Annotated in this window: 12 protein-coding genes and 1 tRNA gene; 7 read left to right on the forward strand and 6 right to left on the reverse strand. The window is 47.9% G+C overall.

Annotated features, from left to right (window positions below; all coding sequences use genetic code 11):
* Nucleotides 1–28 precede the first annotated feature (28 nt).
* From FEN17_RS20430 to FEN17_RS20440, 3 genes are all read left to right on the forward strand, one after another.
* Complete coding sequence (locus FEN17_RS20430) at nucleotides 29–445, forward strand: pyridoxamine 5'-phosphate oxidase family protein (protein WP_138367248.1); 417 nt, start codon at nucleotides 29–31, stop codon at nucleotides 443–445.
* Between the two features lie 66 nt (nucleotides 446–511).
* Nucleotides 512–1,684 (forward strand): glucuronyl esterase domain-containing protein, encoded by a 1,173-nt coding sequence (locus tag FEN17_RS20435; protein WP_138367249.1) that lies wholly within the window; start codon nucleotides 512–514, stop codon nucleotides 1,682–1,684.
* A gap of 181 nt (nucleotides 1,685–1,865) precedes the next feature.
* Nucleotides 1,866–2,090: a hypothetical protein gene (locus FEN17_RS20440; protein WP_138367250.1), complete on the forward strand. Its 225-nt coding sequence runs from the start codon at nucleotides 1,866–1,868 to the stop codon at nucleotides 2,088–2,090.
* A 12-nt stretch (nucleotides 2,091–2,102) separates the two neighbouring features.
* On the opposite strand, the gene FEN17_RS20445 is transcribed toward FEN17_RS20440, so the two are convergent.
* On the reverse strand, nucleotides 2,103–3,593 hold the full coding sequence (locus FEN17_RS20445; protein WP_138367251.1) for a hypothetical protein: 1,491 nt from the start codon (nucleotides 3,591–3,593) through the stop codon (nucleotides 2,103–2,105).
* Between the two features lie 513 nt (nucleotides 3,594–4,106).
* Nucleotides 4,107–4,180, reverse strand: a tRNA-Ile gene (locus tag FEN17_RS20450).
* Nucleotides 4,181–4,456: 276 nt separating this feature from the next.
* Between FEN17_RS20450 and FEN17_RS20455 the strand changes: the two genes are divergently transcribed.
* From FEN17_RS20455 to lpxA, 4 genes are all read left to right on the forward strand, one after another.
* Nucleotides 4,457–5,689 (forward strand): HD domain-containing protein, encoded by a 1,233-nt coding sequence (locus FEN17_RS20455; protein WP_138367252.1) that lies wholly within the window; start codon nucleotides 4,457–4,459, stop codon nucleotides 5,687–5,689.
* A 70-nt stretch (nucleotides 5,690–5,759) separates the two neighbouring features.
* On the forward strand, nucleotides 5,760–6,818 hold the full coding sequence (gene lpxD, locus FEN17_RS20460; RefSeq protein WP_138367253.1) for a UDP-3-O-(3-hydroxymyristoyl)glucosamine N-acyltransferase: 1,059 nt from the start codon (nucleotides 5,760–5,762) through the stop codon (nucleotides 6,816–6,818).
* Nucleotides 6,819–6,851: 33 nt separating this feature from the next.
* Nucleotides 6,852–8,243, forward strand: a complete 1,392-nt coding sequence (locus tag FEN17_RS20465) for a bifunctional UDP-3-O-[3-hydroxymyristoyl] N-acetylglucosamine deacetylase/3-hydroxyacyl-ACP dehydratase (RefSeq protein ID WP_138367254.1) — start codon at nucleotides 6,852–6,854, stop codon at nucleotides 8,241–8,243.
* Nucleotides 8,240–9,052 carry an acyl-ACP--UDP-N-acetylglucosamine O-acyltransferase gene (lpxA, locus tag FEN17_RS20470; protein ID WP_138367255.1) on the forward strand — a complete coding sequence of 271 codons (813 nt, stop codon included), beginning with the start codon at nucleotides 8,240–8,242 and terminating at the stop codon, nucleotides 9,050–9,052. Before FEN17_RS20465 ends, lpxA begins: the two co-directional genes overlap by 4 nt.
* Before the next feature lie 13 nt (nucleotides 9,053–9,065).
* Here lpxA and FEN17_RS20475 read toward each other — a convergent pair whose 3' ends face one another.
* Genes FEN17_RS20475 through tsaD form a run of 4 tightly spaced genes read right to left on the reverse strand, consistent with a single transcriptional unit; the run spans nucleotide 9,066 to nucleotide 13,859 of the window.
* On the reverse strand, nucleotides 9,066–9,863 hold the full coding sequence (locus FEN17_RS20475) for an MOSC domain-containing protein (protein ID WP_138367256.1): 798 nt from the start codon (nucleotides 9,861–9,863) through the stop codon (nucleotides 9,066–9,068).
* Between the two features lie 16 nt (nucleotides 9,864–9,879).
* On the reverse strand, nucleotides 9,880–11,202 hold the full coding sequence (locus FEN17_RS20480; protein ID WP_138367257.1) for an IPT/TIG domain-containing protein: 1,323 nt from the start codon (nucleotides 11,200–11,202) through the stop codon (nucleotides 9,880–9,882).
* Entirely contained in the window at nucleotides 11,199–12,839 is a 1,641-nt protein-coding gene (locus FEN17_RS20485) for a PQQ-dependent sugar dehydrogenase (protein ID WP_138367258.1), read from the reverse strand. The genes FEN17_RS20480 and FEN17_RS20485 overlap by 4 nt, the downstream gene beginning before the upstream one ends.
* 21 nt (nucleotides 12,840–12,860) lie before the next feature.
* A complete protein-coding gene (gene tsaD / locus FEN17_RS20490) occupies nucleotides 12,861–13,859 on the reverse strand; it encodes a tRNA (adenosine(37)-N6)-threonylcarbamoyltransferase complex transferase subunit TsaD (protein WP_138367259.1) in 999 nt (332 codons plus the stop codon).
* Nucleotides 13,860–13,890 lie beyond the last annotated feature (31 nt).

Genomic DNA, 13,890 nt, shown 5'->3' on the forward strand with positions numbered 1-13,890 from the left:
CAACACTTCATCAACAGACAAAAACACCATGGCAGATAAAACTTTGAAAGACGTAGCCGAGGTCATGAAAGACCTTGATATTTGCATGCTTACGACCACAACTTCGAATGGTATGCTGGCCTCGCGGCCGATGAGTAATAACCGGCAGGTTGAATATGACGGTAACTCGCACTTTTTTACCTGGGAAAGCTCCCGCATGGTATCCGACATTGAGATGGATAATGGTGTTAACCTTGGTTTTCAGCAGGGTTACGAATTGTTTATTTCAATCACAGGAAAAGCGGAAGTAACCCGCGACAAAGAAAAGATGGCTGAACATTGGGTTGACGAACTGGAAGATTGGTTCGAAGACGGCCTCGATACTCCCGGACTTGCCATGATCACAGTGATAGCCAAACAGATCAAATACTGGCAGGGCGAGGACGAGGGGGAAGTAAAGTTGTAGCTTTCGCAGTATAAAAATAAAAAGCGGTGGTTTATCTGATATAATTTCAGATAGATCACCGCTTTCATGTTAAAGGCCTTTTTTACATTCATTTTCCTGATTTTCACTGCAGTCGCCGGGCACGCACAGAATTACGATGAGTCAAAAGTACCGTCGTACATCCTGCCCGATGTGCTCAAAACTTCGTCCGGGAAAAAAGTAAAAAGCGTAAAAACCTGGGAAAAGGAGCGGCGGCCGGAAATCCTGAAAATGTTTGAAAACAACATTTACGGCCAAATGCCGATGGCGTACGATAGCGTCAGGCGCTCGATCACCACCGAAGAAGGCGCGGCGATGGGCGGAAAAGCCAAGTTAAAACAAGTGACCATAGAAGTTTTCAAAAACCGGAAGTCGGTAAAAATCGATGTGGTTCTGTTCACTCCGACCAAGGCTACGGGGCCGGTACCTGTATTTTTATTGATCAATAATCGCCCCAATGACAATACCGACCCGACGCGTCAGAAAAAAAGTGAGTTCTGGCCGGCTGAAATGGTGATAGACAGCGGATTCGCTATCGCCGCATTCCACGTCAATGATCTCGCGCCGGACAATAAGGATACTTATATGAATGGCGTGCTGCAACTTTATCCCGAGCAGCTCAAAGCCGATAATGGTATGAAAGCGATCGGTGCCTGGGCCTGGGGTGCGAGCCGGGTGATGGATTATTTTGAAAAAGATGCCGATATCGATGCTAAAAAAGTGATTGTGGTAGGGCATTCCCGCGGCGGAAAAGCCTCACTCTGGGCAGCCGCCGAGGACCAGCGTTTCGCAGCTTGCGTCACCAATTGCTCTGGAAATTCGGGTGCGGCTTTGGCCCGGCGACAATTTGGTGAGCGCATTTCCCGTATCAATACCACATTCCCACATTGGTTTAACAACAACTACAAGAAATTTAACGACAAAGAAAACAGCCTTCCAGTCGACCAGCACATGCTCATCGCCCTGATTGCTCCGCGACCGGTTTACGCCACCAATGCTTCCAAAGACCTCTGGGCTGACCCGAAAGGCACATATCTCTCGCTAAAAAACGCGGAAAGCGTTTACAATCTTTACAAGATAAAATCCCAACTTCCTGCAACGCCGCCTGCCATCAATGTTCCGCTTCCGAACCCGCCACTCGGCTACCACATTCGGGAAGGTGAGCATAATATGACGGAGTTTGATTGGCGGGAGTTTTTGGTTTTTGCGAAGGGGATTTGAGGTGCGGAGCTTTTTTTGTCATTGGTGGTCATTTGTTGTCAGGTGTGGTCATTTATTGTCAGGTGTTGTCAGGTCTTGTTTGGGGTGGGTCGGCGGTGTTTTGAGGAAAAGTGTTGGTTGGTAAGTTTACTTTCCTGGCATTAAAATTGATCATTCTTAATAACAGCAAATCAGAAAAATCATGAGAGGCAAGCTTCCGGAAGATCAGGCGTTGGTACTATTTACAGATATGAATGGTATCCCAAGAGAGGGGACTTATAAAAAGGGCTCCAAGGCGTTTGTGGAGGCTATTGGAGATGAAGGGCCGGAGGATACCGGCAACATTTACCCGGAAGAAGACATTGTTTCGTGGGAATATCTTGAGAAAAAAGACAAGCCCAACAGCGACATTATGGTGATTTTGTGAGAGAATGATCTGTCACAATTTTGCATCATTGCGGAAAACGCCGTCGTAATTGCTGCCCATGTAAGCGCCCCATTTGATTGCGGTTTTTACCGGCACCGAGGTAGAAATACAATGTACCTGCATCCCGTCGAAGGATTGGGAAAGTTCGTTGTGCTTGTCGGTGCTGTTGCAATAAATCACTTCGAGATAGCCGTCGTTGTCGAGATCACCAATCCAGGGCGTGGAAGACAGGTTATGTCCGGGGATTCCTTCCGTCAGCTGGGACACTTTTTTTGAAGTGAAATCTATGGTGAAGATGTTGGTATTGAATACTTTATCGGCACCATCCATGATTTCGTAATCCACACTTAACAGTACTTCGTCAATTTTATCACCATTCAGGTCGGCTACTACCGGGCTGCTGGTTTGATAATATCCCAGCGAATCGAGAAACTGGATTTTGCCGTCAGATCCGTTAATCATTGCCTGTTTGGTCCATTTTAGGTAAGGCCAGCGTCCTTTTGCAAAAGATATAAAGAAATCCGGGACGTGATCGGCATTGAAACGGCCAATTGCCATCGTGGTATATGCCTCGGTATAGGGGAGGCGGACCGTCCAAAGCGGGTCCAAATTTTTTCCGTTAAAAGTCAGCACGCGTCCGTCGACAGAATTTACGACAATGTCGAGCACGCCGTCTTCATTGACATCTACCCAGGCGGGCGGGGCTATGAAACCTTTTTTAGGGCCGGTCGCGATTTTTGTGGAAGCCGAAAGGTCGCCGTCTAATACCATTTGAATGGTTCCAACAAAAAGATTTCCACCCACTGTTTCGCCACCGGTGCCAAAAATAATCCTCGAACTTCCCGGATTTTGCTGGTTAAAATCGACCGCTACCGACATATAAATTTCCTTATCATCGGGCATATATGCTTCTGAAAGCACTTTCCCGGTCGCGCTGCTCATAATGGCGAGCTTGCCAGCGGCACGGTTTGGATTAAACGGGGGCACTTTAATGTCGCCACCGTTGGAAATGAGAATGTCTTTCAGGCCGTCGCCGTCTACGTCGTGAATAAATTGCGGGTTGTAGAAATTGAACCATTTTTCGCCATTTGCAGAATATTGCGATGAGTCAAATTTCCAGATCGCCTTGCCCGTTTTGCCGTCCAGCGCCTGAAATTCCACCGATCGCCCTGCAAAAAAAGCATCTCTGACACCGTCCGCATTAATGTCGTAAAGTCCTGCCGAACCAAACATCTGATCATTCGCGGAATTTCCCCAGATCAGCTCCCCTGATTTCCCGTCGAGCGCAATCATCGCCGAGTCGCAATGCTCAAACTCTGCCTTTCCAGCCCCGATAAGAATGTCCATGACGCCATCCCCATTGATATCTTCCACCCGCGGCGAAGAAAAAGTCCCTACGCCAGGCAGCGTCTTGGTCCATCTTTCAGAAGTTGTTTTGCGCAGAAAAAAGTAGTAAATACAGAAGGAAGCGACGATGACCAAAGCAATTCCAAAAACTTTCACGAGGAGCGATTTATAACATTGGTTACAAATCAGTAAAAGCCCATTATTTATCTTTTTATACTTGCGTGAGTCCCGGTCATAAAAAAGCACCTAACATTGCTGCTAAGCGCTCTTGAATGTGGGCCCACCTGGAATCGAAGGCGATCGCGCCCCCGGCAACCACCTACTGATTATGAGCCGCCGTGGAACGGGCAGTTGCTCTAACCGAATGAGAGCTTATCATCAAAAAAAGCACTCAACATTGCTGCTAAGTGCTTATTGATGTGGGCCCACTTGGAATCGAAGGCGATCGCGCCCCCGGCAACCACCTACTGATTATGAGCCGCCGTGGAACGGGCAGTTGCTCTAACCGAATGAGAGCTCCCCAACAAAAAAAGCACTCAACATTGCTGCTAAGTGCTTATTAATGTGGGCCCACTTGGAATCGAAGACGATCGCGCCCCCGGCAACCACCTACTGATTATGATTGACATAAAGAAGCACTTAAACATTGCTGCTAAGTGCTTATTAATGTGGGCCCACTTGGAATCGAACCAAGCACCTACTGATTATGAGTCAGTTGCTCTAACCGAATGAGCTATAGGCCCTAATATTTTGCCAGGTTTAGAAACAAGCACCTACTGATTATGAGCGGCCGCCGCGCGGTCAGTTGCTCTAACCGAATGAGCTATAGGCCCTCCTGAATTAATTTTGTATGTCAGTTGCTCTAAGCGACCGGGCAAACGCTTTGTGAGCTATTGGCCCAAACCGAACTTCGTTCGGAGTGCAAAACTACGGAAAGAGTAGAAATCTGCAAACCGAGTGACAAGAATAACTTCTTTTGTCCGTTGCTAGTTTTATTACTTTTACCAAAAAACTGCGTTTTGAATAAAAGGAAAATAATCAACGATCCGGTTTACGGATTCATTTCGATATCTTCTGACTTACTCTACGATCTGGTCGATCACCCTTATTTTCAGCGTCTGAGGAGAATAAAACAGCTTGGTTTGGCCGATGTGGTCTATCCCGGCGCGCTGCATACCCGCTTTCACCATGCCCTCGGCGCCATGCATTTGATGGGGCAGGCCTTGAAAGCTTTGCAGGAAAAGGGCCACATGATCTGGGAATTGGAATTTGAAGCGGCACAAGCGGCGATTTTGCTGCATGATCTCGGTCATGGTCCATTCTCTCACGTACTCGAAAGCGTGATGATGCCGGGCGTGGCACATGAAGATGTGACGCTGGTGCTCATGAAGGACATTAACCGGCAGATGAACGGCCGCCTTGATATCGCGATCCAAATGTTCAACGGTACCTATCCCCGCAGGTTTTTTCACCAGATGATTTCCAGCCAGCTGGATATGGACCGGATGGATTATCTCAAACGCGACAGCTTTTACACAGGTGTGATCGAAGGCTCCATCGGCGCCGACAGGCTCATCAAAATGTTCGACATCAGCGGCGATCAACTGGTGGTGGAGGAAAAAGGACTGCTCAGTATCGAGAATTTTCTGCACGCCCGCAGGCTGATGTACTGGCAGGTTTACCTTCACAAAACGCTTCTGAGCGCCCAGGCGATGCTTACACAAATACTTTTCAGGGCGAGAGAACTGACAGCGGCGGGGCATGATTTGTTCGCCACACCTGATTTTGCACGCTTTTTATATGAAAAATATACGCTCGCCGATTTCGACTCCCAGCCTGACCTGCTGAGTTCATTCAACGCTTTGGACGACAATGACGTATGGGCATCTGTGAAAGGCTGGCGGCTGCATTCCGACCCTGTTCTGTCAACATTGTGTAAGATGCTGCTGAATCGCCAACTTTTCAAAATACAATTTTTCAATGCTGAGCCGGGAGAAGAAATTCTGGGGCCTTTGCGGGCGCAGCTGAAACAATCGGGAGTGGGTGAAACACAAATACCTTACTTCCTGATAAAAGGCGAAACAACCAACTCCGCCTATGCCAAAGAACAGGACCCGATCCGCGTAAAAATGAAGAACGGGGATTTGGTCGATATAGCCGACGCGTCTGATATTCCGACGATTGAGGCCCTGACTAAGATTGTACGCAAGTACTATGTATGTTGGGGTAAAAATGTATCTTTGCGTGGTTAGTCAGCGTCCAAAAAGGGAAGGAAGATTAAAGAAATTATACAACATTCTCGAAATACATTAGCCGAAAAATATGAAATTTACTGTCAGCGAGATTGCTCAAATGCTTGATGGAACCATTGTTGGAGATGAGAAAATAACAATTAATTCGGCTGCTAAAATTGAAGAAGGGCAACCGGGTTGTATATCCTTTTTGGCTAATAGTAAATACGAAGCCTTCATTTACACCACACAATCTTCTGCGGTGATCGTTAACAAGGATTTTGCCCCGAAAAAGGAAGTAGCGGCAACCCTGATCTACGTAGAAAACGCTTACACTGCTTTCACCATTTTATTAGAAGAATACCAAAAACGCCTTTCCCGCATCAAGACAGGGGTTGAGCAGCCCAGCTTCATCGGAGAGAACAGCAAATTGGGCGACGACTGCTACCGGGGCGCGTTTTCCTACATTGGTAAAAACTGTATTATCGGTGACGATGTCAAGATTTATCCTCATGCTTATTTAGGAGATAATGTGTCGATCGGAGCGGGTTCCGTGATCCATCCGGGTGTGCGCATTTATGACAATACAGTTATCGGAAAGTGCTGTACGATTTTCGCAAATACCGTAATTGGCGGCGACGGATTCGGATTTGCACCGCAGTCTGACGGTTCTTACAAGACCATCCCGCAACTTGGAAATGTCATAATTGAAGACGACGTCAGCATTGGTTCCAATACCACGATTGATTGCGCCACGATGGGCTCGACTATTATCCGTCAGGGCGTCAAAATAGATAATCTTGTTCAAATCGCACATAATGTAGAGATTGGAAAAAATACCGTAATTGCAGCGCAATCGGGAATTTCCGGCTCAACCACCGTCGGCGAACAATGTATCATCGCCGGGCAGGTAGGCGTGGTAGGGCACATTACAATAGCTAATAATACCAAAATCGGTGCCCAGAGCGGCCTGGGTAAGTCCATCAAAAAAGAAGGGCTTTCACTGTCAGGCTCGCCTGCAAGAGATCTCAACGAACATTTGCGGTCGATGGCACTCGTGAGAAGGCTCCCCGAAATGGAAGAGCGGCTGAAAGACCTGGAAAGCAAGCATGAAACTTCTGATTTTCAGGAGCCGGTCAAGCAGCCATAACTCAACGCACCTCTTAGTAGAAAAGATTTCATAATGAACGAAAAACAACAAACGATTTCCAGGTCCGTGTCTGTAACCGGGGTAGGGTTACATACAGGAGTGGTTGCAACAATGACTTTTGTCCCGGCGGCAGCTAATCACGGATATAAATTTCAGCGCATCGATTTACCCGACCAACCTATCGTAGATGCCGATGTTGATAATGTTGTAGATCTTTCGCGAGGCACGACAATCGAACAAAACGGTGCCCGGATTCATACCGTAGAACATACCCTCGCCGCGCTGGTGGGTCTTCAAATTGACAATGTCCTGATACAGCTGGACGGCCCCGAGCCGCCGATCATGGACGGAAGCTCGATCAACTTTGTGGATGCTTTGCTGGACGCGGGTATCGAGGAGCAAAATGCTTACCGCAACTATTTCGAAGTACCGGAATATGTTCATTATATCAATAAAGAAAAAGATACTGAACTCGCTGCCCTGCCGCTGTCGGATTACCGGCTGACGGTGATGGTGGATTACAATTCTACCGTAATCAGCAGTCAGCATGCTTCTTTGAATGACATTACATTGTTCAAAGACGATATCGCAAGATGCCGCACATTTGTTTTCCTGCACGAGCTGGAAATGCTTTACAAGCAGAACCTGATCAAAGGAGGCGACCTGACCAATGCCATCGTGATCGTAGATCGTGAGGTGCAGGATGGCGAGCTCGATCATCTTTCGCAGCTTTTGAATAAGCCGAAAGTGAGCGTCAACAAATCCAAAGGGATTCTGAACAATGTGGAGCTGCATTACCCCAACGAAATGGCAAGGCACAAGCTCCTTGACCTGATAGGAGACTTAGCGCTGATCGGACGTCCTATTAAAGCACAGATTCTGGCAGCCCGTCCAGGTCACGCAGCGAATGTTGCCCTGGCGAAAAAGATCAAAAAGCTGATCAAATCGGGCAAGGGTGACATTCCGCAATATGATCCGCATAAAGCGCCGGTTTTTGACATTAACCAGATCGGCCAGTTGCTGGCACACCGCTATCCCTTCCAAATGATCGACAAAATTATTGCGCTGGATGAAAACAGCGTTGTCGGTGTGAAGAATGTGACAATCAACGAGCAATTCTTCCTGGGACATTTTCCCGGAAACCCGGTGATGCCTGGCGTTTTGCAGTTGGAAGCGATGGCGCAAACCGGTGGTATCCTGGTTTTGACCAGCGTGCCTGACCCTGATAATTACTGGCCCTATCTCATCGGAATCGATGCTTGCCGTTTCAGACGCAATGTTTTCCCCGGAGATACAGTTATTTTTAAATGTGAATTCACTTCTCCTATGAAACGCGGGATTGTGAAAATGAGTGGTCGGGGATATGTGGCCGGCCAATTGGTGTGTGAAGCGGATATGATAGCAAGCCTGGTAAAGAAAAAATGACTCAATCGTTAGCATACATTCATTCTAGCGCCAAGATTGGCCAGAATGTTGAAATTGAACCCTTCGCGATGATACATGCAGATGTTGAAATTGGCGAGGGAACATGGATTGGCTCACATGCGGTCATTAATTCTGGTGCGAGGATCGGAAAAAACTGCCGGATTTTTCCCGGAGCAGTGATCTCCTCCACACCTCAGGACCTGAAATACAATAATGAATACACGCTGACCATCATCGGTGATAACACGACGATCAGGGAATATGCCACCATCAGCCGCGGTACCGAGGAACATTGGCGCACCGAGGTCGGCTCCGGCTGCCTGATCATGGCTTACGCCCACGTAGCACACGATTGCCGCGTAGGAAACAACTGTATCATTGGAAACAATGTGCAGATGGCAGGTCACGTACACGTTGGCGACTGGGCGATTGTCAGTGCGTTAAGCGCTGTGCACCAGTTTGTTAAAATCGGTCCGCATGCATTTGTTTCCGGTGCATCGCTGGTCCGCAAAGATGTTCCGCCATTTACCAAAGCAGCCCGCGAGCCTATTTCTTATGTAGGTATCAACTCCGTGGGATTGCGTCGCCGGGGATACAGCAACGAGAAAATCGTTGATATCCAGAATATCTACCGCTACATCTACATGCGCGGCCTCAACAACGCCGAAGCTTTACAAAAAATAGAACTGGAACTCCCCCCATCCAACGAAAGAGACGAAGTTGTAAACTTCATCCGCAACTCGGAACGTGGCATTATGAAAAGTCCGTTTCAAACAAACGGGACGACCGAGTCGGAGGCACAAAGCTGAAAGAAGTTAAGGGTTACTCCTTAACTTCTACCACATCCCCCACTTTTACAACCCCAAATCCCTTAGCCACCACATTCTGCCCAAACAGGATTTTGTTATTTACCTTTCGGTAAGTCGCCAGTGTTTTCAGTGGCTCCGGGGATTTTTCGGCAGTTTGGGGATTGACAGTCGTCAGGATGCATCGGGCGCAGGGTTTTAGTATTTCAAAATCCAGGTTTCCGATCGAAATCTTTTTCCATTGATCTTCTTCAAAAGGCTCGGTGCCGGTGATGACAAAATTGGGACGGAAGCGCGTCATCGTGATCGGTTCCGGGAGTTTGGCATTCAGGTCGTCGAGGGAGGCCTGGGAGATAACCAGGTAAGGATATCCATCTGCGAAACTTACATATTCATCGTTCTTGGCATATTTTGTATCCACCTGCCGCCGAGTCGATTTCGGCATCACGACCAGCCGCAAATTTTGTCCCAATTCCTTGCTTAGCCACGCGTCAGCTTCGTCGCAAACTGTTACAGCTTCCACTAAATCGTCCCAGATCGTTACCGTCACGGGATTTCTTGTAACCGGCTCGAAAGGTACCAATACATCATTTCCAGGTTCCAGCCGGTTTGAAATTTTGAGGTGACTTTCTTCCAGCGCAACATCGATCAGCGCCATTTTGGAATAAATACGCTGGGTGATGAACTTGTCATTTTCGTCAATAATCATCCAGCGGCGATCGTATTGCAATCCTCTTTCTTCCGTTTGCGCCTCGCTGAGCCGGATTCCGCCCAGGGATTTTACCGGATATATCCAGATTTCTGAAAGGTACATTGTCATGTTGCTTTGCTTATTCAATGGTTATTTTTCTGATCCGGTTATTAAAAGAATCGGTCACAAACAGTTTGCCCGCAGTGTCGAATGTGCTGCCTTGCGGATAGTAAAATTTCGCCTCCGCACCGGGGCCTTCTGCATAGCCCGCTGTTCCTGGCTGGCCTGCGAGTGTAGTCACAAATCCGTCGGGGTAAATCAGCCGGATGCAATGATTGTACAAATCAGCCACATATAAGTTGCCGACTTTGTCAATCTGTACATTACTTGGCTGGTTGAACATGGCCTCTTTGGCGGTACCGTCTTTGAATCCATTTTGTTCCGGCTTGCCTGCAAATGTGGTCACAGTTCCATCAGAAGTGATTTTTCGGATGCAGTGATTGTGCTTGTCCGCAACAAAAATATTCCCCTGGTCATCGAATGTCAGGTGCGCCGGGAAATAGAATTTCGCTTCCCGCAACTTACCGTCGGCAAAGCCGGGCGTGCTCCCTGCAAAGGTGGTTACCTGTCCCTCCGGCGATATTTTTCGTATTAAACCATTTTCCGTGTCACAAATCCAGAGCGTCCCGGCCTGGTCCAGTTTAACGCCATAAGGTTTTTTGAATGTCGCTGTTTTGACATTTCCGTCCGCAGAACCTTCCTTGTCTGGTCCGCCCGCGATGGTCGTCAATGTTCCGTCGGGCGTAACTTTCCGGATCGCATTGTTCTGATGATCCGCGATGTAGATGGTTCCGTCAGGTCCGAGATCGATGCCGATCGGAAATTTCATCAGCGCCTTATCGCCCTTTCCATCCTGAAAACCGGAATGCGGCGTGCCGGCGATAGTCGTCACCGTACCGTCCGAAGCAATTTTTCGAACCAGGCAATTTCCCTGGTCCGTCAGATAAAAGTTTTGTTTTGAATCAAAAATAATCTTGTAAGGCCCTTCAAATTTCACGGCATCCGGCGCGCCATCGGCAAAGCCTTTTTGCCCGCCGGTGAAGTAGCTTACCGTGGCTTTATAGGTATATCTGAATTTTTCAGTAGATGTAAATTCTTTTCCGTTAACCGATAAAACCAACGCGCCAAACCCACATTTGTCAGGAACCGTAGCCGTGATTTCAGTGTCCTTGACTGACTTGATTTCAGCAGATAAACCATTAATTTTTAAAGAAATGTCACTGACAGAATTTCCAAAATTACCTCCCCGGATCGTGATCAATGTTCCTTTCGGGCCGTTGACAGGCGCAAAATTTGCCAGTGTAGTGATCGGGTCGGGGCCGGTGATGGGGCCGGATTTTTCTTTGCAGGACAAAAAAATAACCGACGCGATGAATGTGTATAATGTTAAAAAACGTCTCATCGGTTCACAAAGATTCTGGTCGTCATTTGCTGGGAATTTAGCTCGGCTTTGAGTACATAAATGCCGCTGTGCAGCGCCGAAATGTCGATTTCTGCTTGTCCGTCTGGCGCGGGTTTACTCTCATTAATTAATGTTCTTCCTGAAATATCCGTCACAGAAAGAGCCACGGCCTGTGATTTGAAAGGCAGCTCGACGATCATTTTGTCCGCGCCGGGATTCGGATAAGCTTTGAATTTTCCTTTTGCCGAAGGCGATATCGCTGTGACGATGGCATGTTTCGGAAATGTCAGCTCCCAGATCTGCCCCTGACCTTCCAGTACATATAGCTTATTGTCAACGATTTTCGCATCCGTTGGGTTTTTGAAATGATTAGCAATCAAATGCGCATTCAAGGTGTAATCGTCTCCCGCCGTATTCTTTTTTAAATCCAGCATTAACAAGTCCTGGCTCGGATCATTCATCGGCCCGTAAGATTCCGAACCTTCCTGGTAGCTCAGCACAAAACCTTTCCCGGTATATGCCCCGCCAAACTCGGATTTGTTATCAAAAACCAACCCCAGCGGAGAGCGGTGACCTGTGAATGTACTTACCGCTTTTCCCTGGTCACTGGCATCCATCACATTGCCGGTCGCAGGATCGCGATATTTATCAGCATCGGGCCCGGCGTTTTGGATCGGTTTGCGGAATGTCAGGGTTTTAGGTTTTTGAGGATAATTTTTATCGTCGTGAAAAGCCCCGATCTGGTAGCTGGTGTAGGCGTGGTTGAGCAATTTATCCGCTTCGGCATTATAACCGGTAAACTGCATTGGTGTGTCATTTCCGCCCATTTCCCACGGAAAACCATAATGTGCGCCCGACCTGATCCAATTCATTTCCTCGGGATCGTCGCGGTCGCCAGAATTTTCGACGCTGAACAAATCACCGTTTGCCGCAAACGCCAGACTAAATGCATTTCTCACGCCCCGCACATAAATGTAGGGCGCCAGCGCGGCGGAGTCATTGGGCAATGCCAAGTTTTCCGCGTTGGCGGGCAGCTTGAAAATGCAGCTCGTCAAAGCAATTTCGCGCAAATTGGGATAGCGGCCCTCATTATCTTTTACTTCTCCGTGATCCGTCCGGGAGCCGCTGGCGATGAACATATCTTTGCCATCAGGCGAGAAACAAATCGCGCTGAATGCGTGGTCAAATAATGTTTTAGAGGAAGCATGCTCGGCGGTTTTGAAAATTTCCGTCCAGACTAATTTACCGGACGAAATCTTGGACTTTACTGCTTTTCCGTAACCCGATACGCCCTGCTGAATTACCACATTACCCACCAGGAAAATGCTGCCGTCGTGCACGGCAAGACCTTGTAAATAATTGATCTGATGGTCTTCCGCACCTGAAATTCTTTGCAGTGCGTAGCTTCCACCAGCTCCGGGTACTAAATGAAAAAGGTCACCATTCCAGGCTATCGTATAAAAAGATTTATCCGAAGGATCGTAAACAATCCGGGTCTGAGTGTCAGTGTTATCGATTTTGAAAAAAGGTCGGACGGAAATGTCATCTCGTAAAGTTTTCGGCGTCTGGCCTTTGACAGTCAGAATGTTGGCGGTTAACAATACAATGATTACTAAACAAAAGGAAATGTGTTTCATACATTGTCGGTTAAGGGTTTTTTAAAACTCCATTCTTGCCAGCGGGCTTACGGTCTGGTCGGTGAAATCGTCGGCCAGGAATTTGTAATGTGCCGCCATCGCGATCATGGCCGCATTGTCGGTGCAATATTCAAATGCGGGGATGTACACTTTCCAGCCCAGTTTTTCGCCCAGTTCGAGCAGTGATTTGCGTAGCCCGGAATTCGCCGAAACGCCACCGGCAATCGCAATTTCTTTGATACCTGTCTCCCTCGCCGCTTTTTTTTGTTTTTTCAACAAAATATCAATCAATGTATACTGAATGCTGGCGCAGATATCATGCAGATTCTCCGAGATAAATGCCGGATTTTCGCGCACCTGTTTTTGCAAAAAATATAAAAAGGAAGTCTTGATCCCACTAAAAGAGAAATCCAGCCCAGGCATTTCAGGCAGTGGAAAAGGGTAGGTGAGCGGGTTACCCAGTGCAGCATATTTATCGATCAGCGGGCCGCCGGGGTAGGGCAGGTTAAGCAGTTTGGCGGTTTTGTCAAAAGCCTCGCCCACAGCGTCATCCCGTGTTTCGCCGATAATCTGCATATCGAGCGGGCCTGAAACTTTTACAATTTGCGTATGCCCGCCGCTGACGGTCAGACAAAGGAAAGGGAATTCCGGTTTTGGGTCGTCGATGAAATGTGCCAGCACGTGCGCCTGCATATGGTTCACTTCAATCAGCGGAATGTCCAGCCCCAGCGCCATCGATTTGGCGAAGGAAGTACCTACCAGCAACGCGCCCAGCAAACCGGGTCCTTTGGTGAAAGCAATGGCATCCAGGTCTTTTTTTGCTACTTTTGCATCCATCAATGCTTTATCCACGACCGGCAGAATGTGCTGCTGGTGCGCGCGCGAGGCAAGCTCGGGGACAACACCGCCGTATTGGGTATGAATGAGTTGTGTAGCGACAACATTCGAGCCGATTTCCCCGTTTATGATTACGGCTGCGGAGGTTTCGTCACAAGAAGATTCAATGGCGAGAATATTCATATCTCGCGAAATTAAGCATTAACAATAAGAT

It is taken from the genome of Dyadobacter luticola (assembly GCF_005860805.1).
Taxonomy (GTDB): Bacteria; Bacteroidota; Bacteroidia; order Cytophagales; family Spirosomataceae; genus Dyadobacter; species Dyadobacter luticola.